At 59.7% G+C, this 16,607-nt stretch carries 15 protein-coding genes and 3 tRNA genes; 15 read left to right on the top strand and 3 right to left on the bottom strand.

Annotation, left to right across the window (positions count from 1 at the left end; all coding sequences use genetic code 11):
• Window positions 1-223: 223 nt before the first annotated feature.
• From M2A_RS05440 to M2A_RS05405, 7 genes are all read left to right on the top strand, one after another.
• On the top strand, window positions 224-457 hold the full coding sequence (locus M2A_RS05440) for a hypothetical protein (protein WP_045444085.1): 234 nt from the start codon (window positions 224-226) through the stop codon (window positions 455-457).
• 120 nt (window positions 458-577) lie between these two features.
• The gene (locus tag M2A_RS05435; protein ID WP_045444083.1) at window positions 578-1,075 is read left to right on the top strand and encodes a GNAT family N-acetyltransferase; all 498 of its coding nucleotides are present in this window, start codon (window positions 578-580) and stop codon (window positions 1,073-1,075) included.
• 160 nt (window positions 1,076-1,235) lie between these two features.
• Entirely contained in the window at window positions 1,236-2,210 is a 975-nt protein-coding gene (locus M2A_RS05430; protein ID WP_045444397.1) for a carbon-nitrogen hydrolase family protein, read from the top strand.
• A 170-nt stretch (window positions 2,211-2,380) separates the two neighbouring features.
• A tRNA-Leu gene (locus M2A_RS05420) sits at window positions 2,381-2,465 on the top strand.
• A gap of 68 nt (window positions 2,466-2,533) precedes the next feature.
• The gene (gene tig, locus M2A_RS05415) at window positions 2,534-4,099 is read left to right on the top strand and encodes a trigger factor (RefSeq protein ID WP_045444077.1); all 1,566 of its coding nucleotides are present in this window, start codon (window positions 2,534-2,536) and stop codon (window positions 4,097-4,099) included.
• A 102-nt stretch (window positions 4,100-4,201) separates the two neighbouring features.
• On the top strand, window positions 4,202-4,492 hold the full coding sequence (locus M2A_RS05410; RefSeq protein WP_045444074.1) for a YrhK family protein: 291 nt from the start codon (window positions 4,202-4,204) through the stop codon (window positions 4,490-4,492).
• Window positions 4,493-4,796: 304 nt separating this feature from the next.
• Window positions 4,797-5,933, top strand: a complete 1,137-nt coding sequence (locus tag M2A_RS05405) for a type III PLP-dependent enzyme (RefSeq protein ID WP_439645657.1) — start codon at window positions 4,797-4,799, stop codon at window positions 5,931-5,933.
• A 27-nt stretch (window positions 5,934-5,960) separates the two neighbouring features.
• Here M2A_RS05405 and M2A_RS05400 read toward each other — a convergent pair whose 3' ends face one another.
• Window positions 5,961-6,485 (bottom strand): EF-hand domain-containing protein, encoded by a 525-nt coding sequence (locus M2A_RS05400; RefSeq protein ID WP_045444071.1) that lies wholly within the window; start codon window positions 6,483-6,485, stop codon window positions 5,961-5,963.
• Between the two features lie 216 nt (window positions 6,486-6,701).
• On the opposite strand from M2A_RS05400, the gene M2A_RS05395 reads away from it, so the two are divergent.
• The 4 genes from M2A_RS05395 to hbs all read left to right on the top strand — a co-directional run bounded on the left by M2A_RS05395 (window position 6,702) and on the right by hbs (window position 12,119).
• Complete coding sequence (locus M2A_RS05395; RefSeq protein WP_045444068.1) at window positions 6,702-7,340, top strand: ATP-dependent Clp protease proteolytic subunit; 639 nt, start codon at window positions 6,702-6,704, stop codon at window positions 7,338-7,340.
• Between the two features lie 256 nt (window positions 7,341-7,596).
• The gene (gene clpX, locus M2A_RS05390) at window positions 7,597-8,871 is read left to right on the top strand and encodes an ATP-dependent Clp protease ATP-binding subunit ClpX (protein ID WP_045444065.1); all 1,275 of its coding nucleotides are present in this window, start codon (window positions 7,597-7,599) and stop codon (window positions 8,869-8,871) included.
• A gap of 284 nt (window positions 8,872-9,155) precedes the next feature.
• Window positions 9,156-11,609 carry an endopeptidase La gene (gene lon, locus M2A_RS05385; protein WP_081875407.1) on the top strand — a complete coding sequence of 818 codons (2,454 nt, stop codon included), beginning with the start codon at window positions 9,156-9,158 and terminating at the stop codon, window positions 11,607-11,609.
• A 234-nt stretch (window positions 11,610-11,843) separates the two neighbouring features.
• A complete protein-coding gene (gene hbs, locus M2A_RS05380) occupies window positions 11,844-12,119 on the top strand; it encodes a non-specific DNA-binding protein Hbs (RefSeq protein ID WP_045444062.1) in 276 nt (91 codons plus the stop codon).
• Between the two features lie 91 nt (window positions 12,120-12,210).
• Here the strand turns inward: hbs and M2A_RS05375 are convergent, their stop codons facing one another.
• Both M2A_RS05375 and M2A_RS05370 read right to left on the bottom strand, forming a co-directional pair.
• A complete protein-coding gene (locus M2A_RS05375; RefSeq protein ID WP_045444059.1) occupies window positions 12,211-13,515 on the bottom strand; it encodes an MFS transporter in 1,305 nt (434 codons plus the stop codon).
• Between the two features lie 166 nt (window positions 13,516-13,681).
• Window positions 13,682-14,077 (bottom strand): winged helix-turn-helix transcriptional regulator, encoded by a 396-nt coding sequence (locus M2A_RS05370; protein ID WP_158597141.1) that lies wholly within the window; start codon window positions 14,075-14,077, stop codon window positions 13,682-13,684.
• A 77-nt stretch (window positions 14,078-14,154) separates the two neighbouring features.
• Between M2A_RS05370 and M2A_RS05365 the strand changes: the two genes are divergently transcribed.
• The 4 genes from M2A_RS05365 to M2A_RS05345 all read left to right on the top strand — a co-directional run bounded on the left by M2A_RS05365 (window position 14,155) and on the right by M2A_RS05345 (window position 16,561).
• Window positions 14,155-15,285, top strand: a complete 1,131-nt coding sequence (locus tag M2A_RS05365; RefSeq protein ID WP_156101676.1) for an SMP-30/gluconolactonase/LRE family protein — start codon at window positions 14,155-14,157, stop codon at window positions 15,283-15,285.
• A gap of 137 nt (window positions 15,286-15,422) precedes the next feature.
• A tRNA-Val gene (locus M2A_RS05360) sits at window positions 15,423-15,498 on the top strand.
• A 286-nt stretch (window positions 15,499-15,784) separates the two neighbouring features.
• A tRNA-Asp gene (locus M2A_RS05355) sits at window positions 15,785-15,861 on the top strand.
• A 334-nt stretch (window positions 15,862-16,195) separates the two neighbouring features.
• On the top strand, window positions 16,196-16,561 hold the full coding sequence (locus M2A_RS05345) for an NADH-quinone oxidoreductase subunit A (RefSeq protein WP_045444050.1): 366 nt from the start codon (window positions 16,196-16,198) through the stop codon (window positions 16,559-16,561).
• The last annotated feature ends 46 nt before the right edge of the window (window positions 16,562-16,607 follow it).

The following is a 16,607-nucleotide window of genomic DNA, read 5'->3' as shown; positions in this document are numbered from 1 at the left end:
ACTGAAAGGCATTTTTATGTCCTTTAATAAATTCTCTTCCAATCAGACGAAATCCGAAGGCAGCAAGCCCGAGGGAAAGAAAGAAGAACCCAAAGAGGCCGCGCCGAAAGAAGCGCAGCCGGCTGAACCCGCTCAGCAGGGCGCAAAGTCCTAATTTGGCAATGCGGAGGGGAGAGTGTCTCCTCCGCAATCTGCCCTGCGAGCCTTTCCTCGGAGTTTTTCCATGGAAACGCGCATTCAAAAAACCACCGTCACTTTCAAGAAGCCGGTGTTCTTATCGGGGATCAGCGGTGAGCTGCCCGCGGGCCGCTACGACATCGAAACCGAAGAAGAGTTGATCGAAGGCGCGTCCTATCTCGCCTACCGCCGGATCTCCACCGTGCTTTACCGCCGAAGCCGGGGCAAGGTGCAGGCCTTCAGGATCGACCCGAATGAGCTGGCCGCCGCGCTGAAATAAGGCCCTATTCCGTCTTTCCCCTTTACCCTCCCATGGCTCGATCGGATAGTCTGTCCTGTGGGGACCCGTCTTGCGGCGGGTGCCCAAGAAAGACAGACAAGCTGAAAGAGCGCGGCCCCCATGACCGTCATACGCCATGTAAAAGAGGCGGACCTTCCCGCGCTTCTTCGCATCTACAATCATTATATCCGCGAGACGCCCATCACCTTCGATATCGAGGAAAAGACACTGGCCGCGCGCAAGGCGGACTGGTTTTCGCTTTTCACCGATAAGGGCCGTTATCAGTGTTTCGTCGCCGAGCGGGAGGGCCAAACGCTGGGCTGGGCCTGTTCCATGCCCTTCCGCCCTAAACAGGCCTATGATACCTCCGTCGAAGTGAGCATCTATCTCGACCCGGCGGCGCAAGGGGCGGGGCTCGGCCGGGCGCTTTATGAAAGGCTGCTCGGCGAGATCGGGCAGGCGGACACGCACCGCGCCCTTGCCGGAATCACGCTCCCGAATGAAGCCTCCTGCGCCCTCCACCGGGCCATGGGGTTTGAAGAGGCGGGCCTGTTCCGTGAGGTAGGCCGCAAGTTTGGGCGGTACTGGGACGTGCTTTGGATGGAGCGGGCTCTTTAAGAGCGCATCTTCCGCAATCTCCCGTTTTCTGCGCCCTGCGCAGATAGAGAAAATGTGACCGCACCCTCTCTTCCTTAAGTGACAAGCTGTCTTTGAGGAGAAAACAGGTCTGCCGCGCCGGCATTGGCTGCGCGGAAGGGCCGGTATTGGGAGGGATATGATGACACGCGTTGCCGCAATCCAGATGGAAGCGAAAGTCGCCGATCTGAATTTCAACATCGACCAGGCCAGCCGCCTCATCGATGAAGCTGGATCGAAGGGGGCGGAAATCATCGCGCTGCCGGAGTTCTTCACCACCCGCATCGTCTATGACGAGCGGCTGTTCGAATGCTCGCTGCCGCCGGAAAACCCCGCCCTCGATATGCTCAAAGCCAAGGCCGCAAAATATGGCGCGATGATCGGCGGCTCCTATCTGGAGATGCGCGACGGCGATGTCTACAACACCTATACGCTGGTCGAGCCGGACGGCACCGTGCACCGCCATGACAAAGACCGGCCCACCATGGTCGAAAACGCCTTCTATACGGGCGGCAGCGATGACGGGTATTTCGAAACCGCGATGGGCCCGGTCGGCACGGCCGTTTGCTGGGAGCTGATCCGCACCGCGACCGTGCGCCGCTTGGCGGGCAAGGTGGGGTTGATGATGACGGGCTCGCATTGGTGGAGCGCGCCCGGCTGGAATTTCTGGAAATCCTTCGAGCGGCGCTTTCACAAGGCCAATGGCAAGGCCATGGAGATTACCCCGCCGCGCTTTGCTTCCCTCGTTGGCGCGCCGCTGCTCCATGCAGGCCATACGGGCATGCTCGAAGGCGGTTTCCTGGTGCTGCCGGGCACGCGCATTTCCGTGCCCACCCGCACCCAGCTTATGGGCGAGACGCAGATTATTGATGGGGAAGGGGCGGTGGTCGCCCGGCGTCATTACACCGAAGGGGCGGGCATTGTCGGCGGTGAGATCGAGCTCGGCGCCACCTCGCCCAAAAAAGCCCCGCCGGACCGGTTTTGGATTCCCAATCTGGAAGGCTTTCCGAAGGCGCTTTGGCTGCATCAGAACCCGGCCGGAGCCTCCGTCTATCGCTGGGCCAAGCGCACCGGGCGGCTCAAGACCTACGATTTTTCCCGCAACGCGCGCCCATAGCTGTGCCATAGGCGCAAAAGGCGCTTCCCGGAGCCCGGGAGGCGCCAATTCTCTTAGTATTTCTCTGGCCATAGCCCGGCGCCCTTGCTATAGAGGGCGCCAATTTCCAAGGAGCCGCCCGGATCGCGGGGGGCTCCCCGGGCGGGATTGCGCCGTCTTTTCGTGCCATTGCGGGTGTGGTGGAATTGGTAGACACGCGAGATTTAGGTTCTCGTGCCGCAAGGCGTGGGGGTTCAAGTCCCTCCACCCGCACCACACGAAAGCGGTAAGGCGGCGAAAAGCCGAGACAGTCTCCCCGGCAGCCAAAATGGATAAGAGAAGAGATGCAGGTCACCGAATCCAGTGCAGACGGTCTGAAGCGCGAGCTGACAATTACGGTTGGGGCGCAGGACCTCGAAGACAAATTGTCCGCCAAGCTCGAAGAGCTCAAAGGGCAAGTGCGGCTGAAAGGCTTCCGCCCCGGCAAGGTGCCGATGAGCCATCTGCGCCGGACCTTCGGCAAGCAGGTGATGACGGAAGTTATCCAGCAGACGGTTTCTGAGAGCAGTCAAAAAGCTTTGGAAGACAAGGGCTTGCGCCCGGCTCTTCAACCTTCGATCGATATCGAGGGTGAAGTCGAGCCGATGGTCGAAGGCAAGGCCGACCTCGTCTTCAAGATGAGCTTCGAGATCGTGCCGGAAATCGAGCTGGCCGATTTCTCTAAAGTGAAGCTGGAGCGTCCGGTGGCCGAAGTGCCCGAAGACGACGTTAAAGAAGCGATCGACCGTCTGGCCGAGCAGCAGGTTTCCTACGAGAAGAAAGACGGCAAGGCCGAGGAAAAAGACCAGGTCGTGATCGATTTCGTCGGCAAGCTGGATGGTGAGCCCTTCGAAGGGGGCGCTGCGGAAGACGCCCGTCTCGTCCTCGGCTCCGGCCAATTCATTCCCGGCTTCGAAGATCAGCTTCTGGGCACGGAAGCCGGCCAGGACGTGGAAGTGAAAGTCACCTTCCCGGAAGAATACGGCGCCGAACACCTGGCGGGCAAAGATGCGGTCTTCGAGGTGAAGGTGAAGGAAGTGCAGGCCCCGGCCGCCGCCAAGCTCGATGATGAATTCGCCCAGCGCTTCGGCATGGAGAATTTCGAGAAGCTGCGCGAGGCCATCGAAGAGCAGATCAAGAAAGACTACGACCGCGTTTCCCGTGAAAACGTGAAGCGGGTGCTGCTCGACGAGCTTGATGCGCTGCATTCTTTCGAACTGCCGCCGACGCTGGTCGAGCAGGAGTTCGAGCAGATCTGGCAGCAGTTCGAGCATGAGCTGGAGCATCAGGGCAAGACCGTTGCCGATGCGGACGAGCCGGAAGACAAGCTGCGCGAGGAATATAAAGGCATTGCCGAGCGCCGCGTGCGCCTTGGCCTGGTGCTTGCCGAAGTGGGCGAGAAGAACAAGATCCAGGTGCAGGATGCCGAGGTGAACCAGGCGATCGCCGAGCGCGCGCGCCAGTTCCCGGGCCAGGAACGCCAGGTCTATGAGTATTTCACCAAGACCCCGCAGGCGATTGCCCAGATCCGCGCGCCGCTTTTCGAGGAGAAGGTCGTCGACTTCATCCTGGAACTGGCCGATGTGACCGAAAAGCCCGTCTCCAAGGACGAGCTGCTGGCCAGCATGCAGGACGAGCATGATCACGACCATGATCACGACCATGATCATGACCACGACCACGATCACGGCGAGAAGAAAAAGCCGGCCGCTAAAAAGAAAACGGCTGCCAAGAAGACCGCCGCGAAGAAAGACGAAGGCGACGAGGGCGAGAAGAAGCCCGCCGCCAAGAAGAAAACGGCGGCCAAGAAAACCGCAACCAAGAAGACGGCTGCAAAGAAGACCGCGGCCAAGAAAAAAGACGAGGATTGAGACTCAATCCCTTGATCTTACGATGAAAAAGCCCGGCCTTCGCGCCGGGCTTTTGACTTCTTGAAGCTCCGTGAGGGGACGAAAGCGCCAAGGAGATCGGATATGTTCAACAACAGGCTCTACACGGCAACGCCGCGCCACCGGGAAGTCTATGGCCGCTATGAGCGGATATTCACGCTGGTGGATTTTTCCGCCGCGCTGTTCTTCGTCGCGGGCAGTATTTGTTTCTTCTTCCCCCAGCTCATGACACCCGGCACCTGGATGCTTCTGGCCGGCAGTCTCGCCTTTGCCGCCAAGCCGACCGTCCGGGTTCTGCGCGAGTTTCATCTTGCCCGGTTGCCGCTACCCGGTGATCTTGCCCCCGGTGAGGAACCGGCGGGCGAGCCGTCATAAAGTTTTTTGCGCTTTGACGAAAATGCCGCTTGCAATTGGAGGGCGGCGGCTTTACATCCCGCCTTCGCGACGCACACGCACGTGCCTCTGGCCCCTGGATGGTTTAAGCAACGACGGAAGGCGTCCCTCTCGAACGATTGGCTGTAAGGCAGCCATGCTTGAAAGGGATTGACGAATGTCACCAACCGCTGAGGGCGAGGCAGTCCTGCGCCCTGATTCCACTTATATCGATATCGAACACGATTTGGACGCCGAGGTGGTGAACCTCTTCGGTGCCTATGCCGCCGCTGGCGGCAAGGAGCCGATCCTGTCGGCCAAGGTCGATCATTATCTGGCCAGCCACGTCCATGACGAGGCGGTGCTGGTCGTCGACCTCGATATCATCTCCTCCACCTATGAGGGCTTGCGCCAGGCACTGCCGGAGACGGAAGTCTTCTATGCGGTGAAAGCGAACCCGGCCGAGGAAGTCATCGGGCGGCTCGAAGCCCATGGCTCGAATTTCGATGTGGCAAGCCCTGCCGAGATCGATCTCTGCCTCAATGCCGGGGCCGATCCCTCGCGCATATCCTACGGCAACCCGATCAAGAAGTTGCGCGACATCGCCTATGCCTACGAAAAAGGCGTTCGGCTTTATGCTTTCGACAGTGAAGCCGAGCTCTTGAAACTTGCGCAGGCCGCACCGGGCGCGCAGGTCTTCTGCCGCCTGCTGATGACCGACAGCGCGGGCGCCGACTGGCCGCTCTCGCATAAATTCGGCTGTCCGGATGAAGAAGCCGTGCGGCTGCTTCGCCGCGCCGCCGATCTCGGCATGGACCCGATCGGTGTTTCCTTTCATGTCGGCTCGCAGCAGGTCTATCTGGCGCAGTGGGAGAACGCGATCGCCCGCGCGGCCCGCGTCTTCGAAGCGCTGGAGCGTTCCGGCATCCGCCTGACGCTGATGAACCTTGGCGGCGGTTTCCCCGCCCGCTATCAGCGCGATGTGCCGGCGCTCATGGAATATGGCCGCATCATCCGCGCGGCGGTGGAAAAAGAGTTTGGCGACGACTGGCCGCGCCTCATCATCGAACCGGGCCGCGGCCTGGTCGGCGATGCCGGTGTCATCCAGTCCGAAGTCGTGCTGATCTCCACGAAGGGCAGCGCCGACAGCCGGCGATGGGTCTTCCTCGATATCGGAAAATTCTCCGGCCTCGCGGAGACGATGGACGAGGCGATCAAATACCGTCTGCGTACGGCGCATGACGGCACAGCCACCGGCCCCGTCGTGATTGCCGGCCCGACTTGCGACAGCGCGGATGTGCTCTACGACAAGGCCGATTATCACCTGCCGCTCGCGCTCAATATCGGCGACAAGGTGCATATTCTGAGCACCGGCGCTTATACCTCGAGCTACTCGGCCGTGAACTTCAACGGCTTTCCGCCGCTGCGGACGATTTGCCTCTAAAGGGCTGATGACGGGTCCGGTCTGCCTCTAATAAGGCAGGCCGGGATCTCCCGTGCGTCCTTCCGAACCGTCCGGCCGGGCAAGACCGCCGCGTTCCTTGCCGCGAATGGCGGGCAGGGCGGCAAGTTCCTTCGGTGTGATCGTGCCATCGCCGTCCGTATCGATTTCGTAAAACGCAAACCGCGGCAGGGAGGTCAGCTCGGAAACGCTGATCCGCCCGTCGCCGTTCAGATCGACGGCCAGAAATCCGGCCCGGGCGATGCCATAGCCGCCGGCGGCGTCCTGGGCTTTGCTCCATTCATCTTCGTCGATATAACCGCTGCCGTTCGTATCCGTATCGATGAAGAACTGGCGCACATAGGCATCATATTCGGCGGTGGTGACGTGCCGGTCGCCATTGGCATCGGCGCGCAAGACCGCCGTTTCCTTCGGATTGGCAATGGGCTCGCCCGGCAGACGCCCGTCCGGGCGGTCCGAACCGCAGCCGGTCAGCAAGCCACCGGCAAGTAACCCCATGGTCAGAATGGAAAAGGTCGAGGATGCCGGTTTCATTGCGTCTCCCTCACATGACTTGCGCTAGGTTTCTTGTTAAGGGGCTATTTTGCATGATTCCGCCCGGATCGTGCACGAGTTTGCGTGATCGCCCCTTGAGGTATAGTGATCTACGATCCATTTACCGAATCGAACTATTCAATGAAGGGCGGGGATGGCGTCCTTCAACCCTTCCCCTCAAGCGGTGCGCCCTCAATCGACTGGCAGGACAAATAGATGAAAGACCCGATCGATACCTATATGAGTACGCTGGTTCCCATGGTCGTCGAGCAGACGAGCCGCGGCGAACGCGCCTATGATATTTATTCGCGCCTGCTGAAAGAGCGCATCATCTTCGTGACCGGCCAGGTGGAAGACTACATGGCCACGCTGATCACGGCGCAGTTGCTGTTTCTGGAAGCGGACAATCCGAAAAAAGAAATCGCCATGTATATCAACTCGCCCGGCGGCGTGGTGACGAGCGGTTTGGCGATCTACGACACGATGCAATATGTACGCCCGAAAGTGTCGACCGTCTGCATCGGCCAGGCCGCTTCCATGGGCTCGCTCTTGCTGGCTGCCGGCGAAAAGGACATGCGCTTTGCCCTGCCCAATGCCCGCATCATGGTGCACCAGCCGCTTGGCGGCTATCAGGGCCAGGCCACGGATATCGAGATTCACGCCCGTGAAACGATTTCCCTTCGGGATCGTCTTTATAATATCTACGTGAAACACACGGGCCAGAGCTTCGACACGGTCAAGGAAGCGCTGGAGCGGGACAACTTCATGTCGCCGGAACGGGCCAAGGAATTCGGCATCATCGACCAGGTTGGCGAAACGCGCGAAGCCTTCGGTCTGGCCGAAGAAGAGAAATAAGGGGAACGGAGCGCGATCAAGACGGGAATACGAAAACCGCCATTGTGGCTAAGTACTTGATGAATAAGCCATTAATGAATTCTTGATCCCTCCGCCCGTAACATGGTCGTATGTCTTAAAGGTGACAGAGGCCATGAGTCGGCCCATATCATGGGTAGTCATCTTTGGATTGGCGGCCGGTTTCAGGCTTTAATAGGCGGCAAACCGGCCTCAATCTCAGACTTTAGACCCGAAAGAAAGGGGCCAAGGAGTTTTCATGAGCAAAGTCAGCGGCGGTAGCGGCGATTCCAAGAACACCCTTTACTGTTCTTTCTGTGGGAAGAGCCAGCACGAAGTGCGCAAGCTTATCGCAGGGCCGACGGTGTTCATCTGCGATGAATGCGTTGAGCTTTGCATGGATATTATCCGCGAGGAGAACAAAAGCTCTCTCGTGAAGTCGCGCGACGGCGTGCCGACGCCCCAGGAAATCAAGGATGTGCTGGACGATTATGTGATCGGCCAGGAGGACGCCAAGCGCGTGCTCGCCGTGGCAGTTCACAATCACTACAAGCGCCTCAACCACGCCGCCAAGAATTCGGACGTGGAACTGGCCAAGTCCAACATCATGCTGATCGGCCCGACCGGCTGCGGCAAGACGCTGCTGGCCCAAACCCTGGCGCGCATCATCGATGTGCCCTTCACCATGGCCGATGCGACGACGCTGACGGAAGCCGGTTATGTGGGCGAGGATGTGGAGAACATCATTCTCAAGCTCCTGCAGGCAGCCGATTACAATGTCGACCGCGCCCAGCGCGGCATCGTCTATATCGACGAAGTGGACAAGATTTCGCGCAAGTCCGACAATCCCTCCATCACGCGGGACGTCTCGGGCGAGGGCGTGCAGCAGGCGCTGCTGAAGATCATGGAAGGCACGGTCGCTTCCGTTCCCCCGCAAGGAGGGCGCAAGCATCCGCAGCAGGAATTCCTGCAGGTGGACACGACCAATATCCTCTTCATCTGCGGCGGCGCTTTCGCCGGTCTTGAACGCATCATCGCCCAGCGCGGCAAAGGCTCGGCCATCGGCTTCGGCGCCAAGGTGCAGGCATCGGACGAGCGGCGCGCCGGCGATCTGCTGCAGGAACTGGAGCCGGAAGATCTGCTCAAATTCGGTCTCATTCCCGAATTCGTCGGCCGTATGCCCGTGATCGCCACGCTGCGCGATCTCGATGAGGATGCGCTGGTGAAGATTCTCACCGAGCCGAAAAACGCGCTCGTGCGCCAGTATCAGCGGCTTTTCGAGATGGAGAATGTCAGCCTGACCTTCTCCGACGAGGCGCTGGTGGCGATTGCCAAAAAGGCGATCGAACGCAAAACCGGCGCGCGCGGGCTGCGCTCCATTTTGGAGGGCATTCTGCTCGATACGATGTTCGAGCTTCCCGCTCTGGAAGGGGTGGAGGAGGTCGTTATCTCCGCCGAGGTCGTGGAAGGAAAAGCCCGTCCGCTTTTCATCTATGCCGAACGCAAGGGCGACATGGAATCGAGCGCCTCATAGGCCGCGGTTGAAATTTTCCATAATCTGGAAGATGGCCTTGAAACTTTAGCTTTCAGGGCCATTTTTCATTTAACGGTTTCCATTGGAAACGGGGCGGAAACCACTCCTAAAGCCCTGTTTTTCCGGTAAATTCCGGCCTATCCATGGCGTGATGGCGTCGAATCTGACTAGAGTTTGATCAGCATTCGTTCAGCAATAATTGTCATAATGGAACGGATGGACTGGGAGCCGACAAACACCGGCAACGCCCCGCCTCCCGGGGCGTCCGAGAACAGGATGAAAGTATGAGCGACAGCAACGACATCTTCCCGGAAAATACGGACGAGGGAGAAAGCACCGCGCGGAAAAACGGCCCGCTGCCGGTTCTGCCTCTCCGGGATATCGTGGTTTTCCCGCATATGATCGTGCCGCTTTTCGTCGGCCGGGAAAAATCCGTGCGCGCGCTGGAAGAGGTCATGCAGGATGATAAACAGATCCTGCTTGTCACGCAGAAGGACGCGAGCGACGACAATCCCGCCATCGACGACATTTACAATATCGGCGCGATCGGCCAGGTATTGCAGCTGCTCAAATTGCCCGACGGCACCGTGAAGGTGCTGGTGGAAGGTACGAGCCGCGCGCGCATCGAAGAATTCACCGACAATTCGAATTTCTATGAAGCCGAAGTGACCGAGCTTCCGGAAATCGAAGCGGAAGGCGAACAGATGGAAGCGCTGGCGCGCACCGTCGTTGCGCAATTCGAGAGCTATGTGAAGCTCAACAAGAAAGTGCCGCCGGAAGTTTTGAGCTCGGTCACGCAGATCGATGAATATTCGAAACTTGCCGACACGATCGCCAGCCACCTGAACATCAAGATCCAGGAAAAGCAGGAATTGCTGGAAATGCCCTCCGTCGCCGAGCGGCTGGAGCGCGTCTATTCGCTGATGGAAGGCGAGATCAGCGTCCTGCAAGTGGAAAAGAAAATCCGTGGCCGCGTGAAGCGCCAGATGGAGAAGACGCAGCGCGAGTACTATCTGAACGAGCAGCTTAAAGCCATTCAGAAGGAACTGGGCGGCGGCGACGAGGAAGGCCGCGACGAAGTGGCCGAACTCGAAGAGCGCATCGAGAAAACCAAACTCTCGAAGGAAGCGCGCGAGAAGGCGCTGGGCGAGTTGAAGAAGCTCAAGCAGATGAGCCCGATGTCCGCCGAAGCCACCGTCGTGCGCAACTATCTCGACTGGCTGCTCTCCATTCCATGGAAGACCAAGGGCCGCGTGAAGAAAGACCTGAAGAATGCCGAGAAAATTCTCGACACGGATCATTACGGGCTTGAGAAGGTCAAGGAACGGATCGTCGAGTATCTTGCCGTGCAGCAGCGCACGAACAAGCTGAAGGGGCCGATCCTCTGCCTCGTCGGCCCGCCCGGCGTCGGCAAGACCTCGCTCGGTAAGTCTGTTGCCAAGGCGACGGGCCGCGAGTTTGCGCGCCTCAGCCTCGGCGGTGTGCGCGATGAAGCGGAAATCCGCGGCCACCGGCGCACCTATATCGGTTCCATGCCGGGCAAGATCGTGCAGTCCATGAAGAAAGTGAAGCACACGAACCCGCTCTTCCTGCTCGACGAGATCGACAAGATGGGCGCGGATTTCAGGGGCGACCCTTCCGCGGCATTGCTCGAAGTGCTCGACCCGGAGCAGAACTCCACTTTCATGGACCATTATCTGGAAGTCGAATACGACCTTTCCGATGTGATGTTCGTGACGACGGCGAATACGCTGAACATTCCCGGCCCCTTGATGGACCGTATGGAAATCATCCGTATCGCTGGTTACACCGAAGACGAGAAGGTGGAAATCGCCCGCCGGCACTTGCTGCCCAAGTCGGTCAAGAACCATGGCCTGCGCAAGGGCGAATGGGAGATCGACGACGAGGCGCTGCGCCTCCTGATCCGCACGTACACGCGCGAGGCAGGGGTGCGTAACCTTGAACGCGAGCTCAACAACCTGGCGCGTAAGGCGGTGAAGGAAATTCTGACGACGGACAAAAAGTCGATTTCCGTTAACGCGGAAAATCTGGCCGATTTCGCCGGTGTGCAGAAATACCGTTACGGCGAGGCCGAACGCGAAGACCAGGTGGGGGCCGTGACCGGCCTTGCCTGGACGGAAGTGGGCGGCGAGCTTTTGACCATCGAAAGCGTCATGGTGCCCGGCAAGGGCCGCATGACGGTGACGGGTAACCTGCGCGATGTGATGAAAGAGTCGATCTCGGCCGCGAATTCTTATGTGAAATCGCGCGCCACCAAGATCGGCGTCGAACCGCCGCTCTTCGACCGCAAGGACATTCACGTCCACGTGCCCGAAGGGGCAACGCCCAAGGACGGTCCCTCGGCGGGTGTCGCCATGGCAACGGCCATCGTCTCCACGCTGACCGGCATTCCGGTGCGCAAGGATGTGGCGATGACCGGTGAGGTGACGCTGCGCGGGCGTGTGCTGCCGATCGGCGGTCTGAAAGAGAAGCTCCTGGCGGCGCTGCGCGGCGGCATCAAGAAGGTGCTGATCCCGCAGGACAATGCTAAGGATCTGGCGGATATTCCGGACAACGTGAAAAACGCGCTGGAAATCGTGCCGGTTTCGACCGTGGATGAAGTGCTCGAACATGCGCTGACAAGCCAGCCCGAACCCATCGAATGGGATGAGGAAGCGTATCTCGCGCAGCACTCGTCCAAGGGCGACAACAATGTCGAATCGGTGACGGCGCACTGAGCCGGGACCGGCAGATAGGCCGGTTCATCCTATAAGTAGGACAGAGCCCTTGACGCTTTTACCGGTGTCGGGGGCTCTTTTTTGCCTTTTCGCACCCCAAAGCGGTCGAACTTCGCCGGAAAATGGCAGAAACCCGTGGAAAACCGCCTGATTTGCTTTGCCGCTCTTCCTTCGGAGGGCTAGAGTCTCCCTACCAATTGCGCAGAGATTTTCTCGACCAGAGAGGGGCCCAACGTGAATAAAAATGACCTGATTGCTGTAGTTGCGGACAATACCGGCCTGTCGAAGGCTGACGCGACGAAAGCCGTTGATTGCGTCTTTGACTCCATCACCGACGTTCTGACCAAGGGCGACGAAGTGCGGCTCGTCGGCTTCGGCACCTTCAGCGTGTCCAAGCGGGCAGCGTCCGAAGGCCGTAACCCGCGGACCGGCGAAAAGATCCAGATTCCCGCCTCCAAGCAGCCGAAGTTCAAAGCCGGTAAAGGCCTGAAGGACTCCGTCAACGCTTAAGGGCGCGGACTTATCCATGAAAAAGGCCGGCAGCGATGCCGGCCTTTTTTGTGTCTGGATTTGCCCTAAAGGCCGGGGAAAAGACTGGGGATCAAGCCTGCCGGCCGAGCTCCGCCGCCTCGTCGAGATCGCCTTCGCCAAGTTCGCTCTCCCGCTCTTCTCCTTCTTCCCCGCGCGGGTCGAGTTCGACAGGGGCGGGGCCAGTGCGTGAGATGGGCACGGCCACGAAGTCTTCTCGCTGCTCCTCGGGCACCGGCGCTTTCACCATGATGCGCAGCACCACGAAGGCGGTGAAGAGGACATAGAAGATCGCCGCAAAGCCGAAGACGAACCAGGTGCCCGTATAAGGCAAGGCAAAGGAGATCATGAGCGGACCGACCACCGCGCCGAGCGCATAGAGCAGCAACAGCCCGCTTGAGACCGTGACGAACTGGCTGGGCTTGGCGTGGTCGTTCGCATGGGCCATGCAGATTGAATAGAGTGTCAGCGCGAAGAAGCCGAAAAAGGTCGAGAGGCCGAGCAGGAAAAAAAGGTTCGAGGCTATCTGGAAGAAAGCCAGGAGCACCGCCCCGATCGCGCCGCCCACGGCAATGCCGGCAATGACGATGCGCCGGTCCATCCGGTCTGAAAGCCGCCCCAGGGGAAGCTGGGCGGCCGCGCCGCCGATAATCGCCGCCGTCATGAAATAGGAAATACCGGCAATGTCGAGCCCGGCCTGGCGCGCATAGACGGGGGCGAGCGTCCAGAAGGGGCCGCTTGTCATGCCGACGATGAAACAGCCCAGCGTACTGACCGGGGTGACGGCCCACAGGCCTTTGAAATCTATTTTCGTCGATTCAATGGGCGCGGGCTGGACCGTGCTGGTGAGGGCGACGGGGACAAGGGCCACAGACGTCAAGACCGAGGCGACGGCGAAGAGAATGAAGCCTTCCGGCGCGGAAAGATTGAGCAGGAGCTGGCCTGCCGTCACCGACAGCAGATTGACGACGAGATAGATGCCGAGCAGCCGGCCCCTCGTCTCGTTCGTCGAGGTTTCGTTGATCCAGCTTTCGATGACCATGTAAAGCCCGGCAAAGCAATAGCCGGAAAGGGCGCGCAGGATGAACCAGACCGTCTCGTCCGGCAGGATCGGGTGGATGAGCGGGGTGGCCGAGGCAATCGAGGCGAACACCGCGAAAGAGCGGATATGGCCGACCGATTGCACCACCCGCGGACAATGCCAGCAGCCGAAAACGAAACCGGCGAAATAGGCCGCGCCGATCAGCCCCAGGGCCATTTCAGAGAATTGGTCGATATCCCCGCGCACCGGAATGAGCGTGCCTTGCAGGCCGTTGCCGATCAGCAGAATGGAGGTCGCCAGAAGCAGGGAGAAAAGGGGAGCAAGGCTGCGCGCCATTAAGGAAACCTCTGAGCAGAGCTGCGGACGAAACGGGGATACCCCCGGTGGCGGGGTGGCCGAACTGGCCGACAAACTGGACCGGATGGCCCCGCTATTCAACCGATGAACGGTGATCAGGCTATGACGGTTTCATGGAAGCGGCAAATTCGCGCCCCTCGCCCGCTCAGGTTCGAGGCCGTTCAGGCTGGGGCAGCGGATGGGAGAGGCTATGCGCATGGGCCCAGTCGGCAATGCCCATCAGCCGCTCGATCAGAGGCGCCGCATCCGGCAGCAAGCTATAGGTGACTTGCGGGGGCGAGCTGTCCGTCACTTCGCGGCGCAGAATGCCGGCTTCCTCGAGCGCCCGCAGATTTTCCGTCATGACTTTCTGCGAGAGAGTGGGAATGCGCCGGCGCAGCTCCCCGAAACGCAGCGGCTCTCTTGAGAGATTGAGCAGGATGAGCGGTGCCCAGCGGTTGAGCACCACACGCAGCAGGCGGCGCACATCACATTCCGGATTGGCGCCCGCTTCCTCCAGCTTCTGCCAGAAAGTGTCTTCCGAGGTCCAAGAGGTAGTCACTTTAAGGTACCTACTTTTATTTTCATACCGTACCGCCGACATTAAGCGCCGTGATCATCAAGAGCAAGGAGCCGATTATGCGGGTATGGATCAAGAGCGGCGCGGCGGTGGCAGCATTTCTGGGTGCGGTGTGCGCGGCGCTTTATCTGCGCTATGGGGGCGGGGAGCCTTATCCCGATTTGAGCACGCCGCCGGTCCTGCCCGAAGAAGCGCTGCAAGTGGCGGCGGTCTTTCCCGAACCCTTCGGCAATGTCGCGGCCTCGGCAGACGGGCGCCTCTTTTTCACCGTCCATCCGGAATCGCGCCCGGCAGGCCCGCGCCTTTACGAATGGAAGGACGGAGAGGCGGTTGCCTATCCCAATGAGAACATCTCGGCGGAAGGCTTCGTCACCCCGCTCGGCCTCAGCGTCGATCAGCAGGGGCGGCTCTGGGTGATCGATCATGGCAATCACGGGCTCGCCGGGGCGCGGCTCGTGGCCTTCGATCTGGCAAGCGGCCAGATCGTCCATGACAAGCGCTTAGGCGACACGGGAGAGGCGGGCTCTTTCCTCAACGATCTCACCGTCTCGCCGGACGGGCGCTATGTCTATATCGCCGATGTCAGCTTCTTCCGGCAGAACCCGGCGCTGGTCGTTTACGAGGTGGCGAGCGGCAAGGCCTGGCGCGTGCTGGAAGGGCATCCTTCCGTTACCGCGCAGGACTGGATTATCGAGAACCCGGTCAAGCGCATGACCTTTTTCGGTGGGCTGGTTGCACTGAAACCAGGCGTCGATGGCATCGTGATCGATGAGGCCGGTGAGTATGTCTATTACGCTGCCATGACCCATGACGGGCTTTACCGTGTGCCGGCGGCGCTTTTGAATGCGCCGGAGACGGACGCGGAGGCGCTCGCCCGCGCCGTGGAGCGGGTGGGCAGCAAACCGCTCAGTGACGGGCTTTCCATCGACCGTCAGGGCAATGTCTATATCACCGATGTGGAGCATGGCGGCATTGCGCGCCTGTCGCCGCAGGGCCGCCTCGAAACACTGATCGCCAGCGACAAGGTACGCTGGGCGGATGGCATCTCCTATTCGGGGGATGGTTATTTCTACTTCACCGATAGCGCGATCCCGGACCAGATGCTGCAAAGCAAGGCGCATATCGAAAGCCACGCGCCTTATTACCTTTACCGCTTCAAAGCGGATATTGCGGGTATTCCCGGCAGGTAGAGGGCCCGGCAGGTAGCAGGAGGGGCGGAGCGGGCATGCGGGGCGGGTTGACCTGGCTTGCATGTCCGGGCCGGCGGGTTCCTATCGTTTTCCAGTTGACGCAGGCGCGGGGCAAGTTATGTTCGCCCCGCTCATGGGGGCGGTTAGCTCAGCTGGTAGAGCATCTCGTTTACACCGAGAGGGTCGGCAGTTCGAACCTGTCACCGCCCACCATTTTCTCCCTGACATCACCGGCCTGGCAGCGCCGGATCGTTGAAAGGCGCCTGAAGCGCAGACACGCTGCGAATCGCAAATCGGGGCGGCGAGCGGGTGCGCTTGAAATCTCCTCAAACCGCCTGCAAGCATTGGAAAATGCCTCCCGATCGGCGATACTGATCCTTCAATGAGCCGTTAAGGGGTTTTCCACGGCTAAGGCGCGCGAAACGCGCTTTAGCTGCTTGACAGCTGTCCGGCGCTCACGTACATGACGCGTCATCTTCAGGGCGGCGACCCCAATCAGGGGGGTGTAGCTCAGTTGGTTAGAGCGCTGGCCTGTCACGCCAGAGGTCGCGGGTTCGAGCCCCGTCACTCCCGCCATTGCCCCCTGAAATTTACCTCTGAAAATGCTTCTCAAAAATTGCATCCGGAGGGTTTCTCCCTGCCCGGAACAGGGGATCGCGATCCGCGTTTCGATCCTTCATGCCGATGCTCTGTTCACGCTTCGCTAAGAATGCGGCGAAGTTAAAAAACTTGAACGGGAACAAAGGATTTAGGGTAATCGCCCTTTGCGTCGCGCGGGGGGCATGGATATACTCCGGCCAAATTTCAAGGGGTGGCACGCAGTAGAGTCGACATAAGCCTTCAATCGGCTTATTTCGTTCTATGACATCCGAATCATTGGGGCCTCGCCGCTGCGGCAAGGATGCTGGGAATGGAAGAGCTGTTAAGCGAATATCTGCCGATCCTCATCTTCATGGGGATTGCGGCTGTTATCGGCATTGCGCTTCTTGTGCTGCCTTATCTCGTGGCGCCGTCGAAGCCCGACACGGAAAAGCTTTCCGCCTATGAATGCGGCTTCGATGCTTTCGACGATGCGCGCATGAAGTTCGACGTGCGCTTTTATCTCGTCGCCATCCTTTTCATTATTTTCGACTTGGAAGTCGCCTTCCTCTTTCCCTGGGCGGTGGCGCTCGGCGATATCGGCATGTTCGGTTTCTGGTCGATGATGATCTTCCTCGCCATTCTCACCATCGGCTTTGCCTATGAGTGGAAGAAGGGCGCCCTTGAGTGGGAATAGTTGTGACGGCAGGCCCGGGCTAAAAGGTCCGGGTCTTTTGATGAAC

Origin of the sequence: Tepidicaulis marinus (genome assembly GCF_000739695.1) — a bacterium.
Lineage (GTDB): Bacteria > Pseudomonadota > Alphaproteobacteria > Parvibaculales > Parvibaculaceae > Tepidicaulis > Tepidicaulis marinus.
Note: the sequence above shows the minus strand (reverse complement) of the source record. Positions and strands in the feature narration are given on the sequence as shown.

Bases quoted from the DNA above. Each gene is read 5' to 3' on its own strand.
- M2A_RS05395 (WP_045444068.1), top strand. From the start codon at position 6,702: ATGAAAGACCCGATCGATACCTATATGAGTACGCTGGTTCCCATGGTC.
- M2A_RS05400 (WP_045444071.1), bottom strand. From the start codon at position 6,485: ATGAAACCGGCATCCTCGACCTTTTCCATTCTGACCATGGGGTTACTT.
- M2A_RS05345 (WP_045444050.1), top strand. From the start codon at position 16,196: ATGGAAGAGCTGTTAAGCGAATATCTGCCGATCCTCATCTTCATGGGG.
- M2A_RS05435 (WP_045444083.1), top strand. From the start codon at position 578: ATGACCGTCATACGCCATGTAAAAGAGGCGGACCTTCCCGCGCTTCTT.
- M2A_RS05365 (WP_156101676.1), top strand. From the start codon at position 14,155: ATGCGGGTATGGATCAAGAGCGGCGCGGCGGTGGCAGCATTTCTGGGT.
- tig (WP_045444077.1), top strand. From the start codon at position 2,534: ATGCAGGTCACCGAATCCAGTGCAGACGGTCTGAAGCGCGAGCTGACA.
- M2A_RS05375 (WP_045444059.1), bottom strand. From the start codon at position 13,515: ATGGCGCGCAGCCTTGCTCCCCTTTTCTCCCTGCTTCTGGCGACCTCC.
- M2A_RS05410 (WP_045444074.1), top strand. From the start codon at position 4,202: ATGTTCAACAACAGGCTCTACACGGCAACGCCGCGCCACCGGGAAGTC.
- M2A_RS05430 (WP_045444397.1), top strand. From the start codon at position 1,236: ATGACACGCGTTGCCGCAATCCAGATGGAAGCGAAAGTCGCCGATCTG.
- M2A_RS05440 (WP_045444085.1), top strand. From the start codon at position 224: ATGGAAACGCGCATTCAAAAAACCACCGTCACTTTCAAGAAGCCGGTG.
- lon (WP_081875407.1), top strand. From the start codon at position 9,156: ATGAGCGACAGCAACGACATCTTCCCGGAAAATACGGACGAGGGAGAA.
- clpX (WP_045444065.1), top strand. From the start codon at position 7,597: ATGAGCAAAGTCAGCGGCGGTAGCGGCGATTCCAAGAACACCCTTTAC.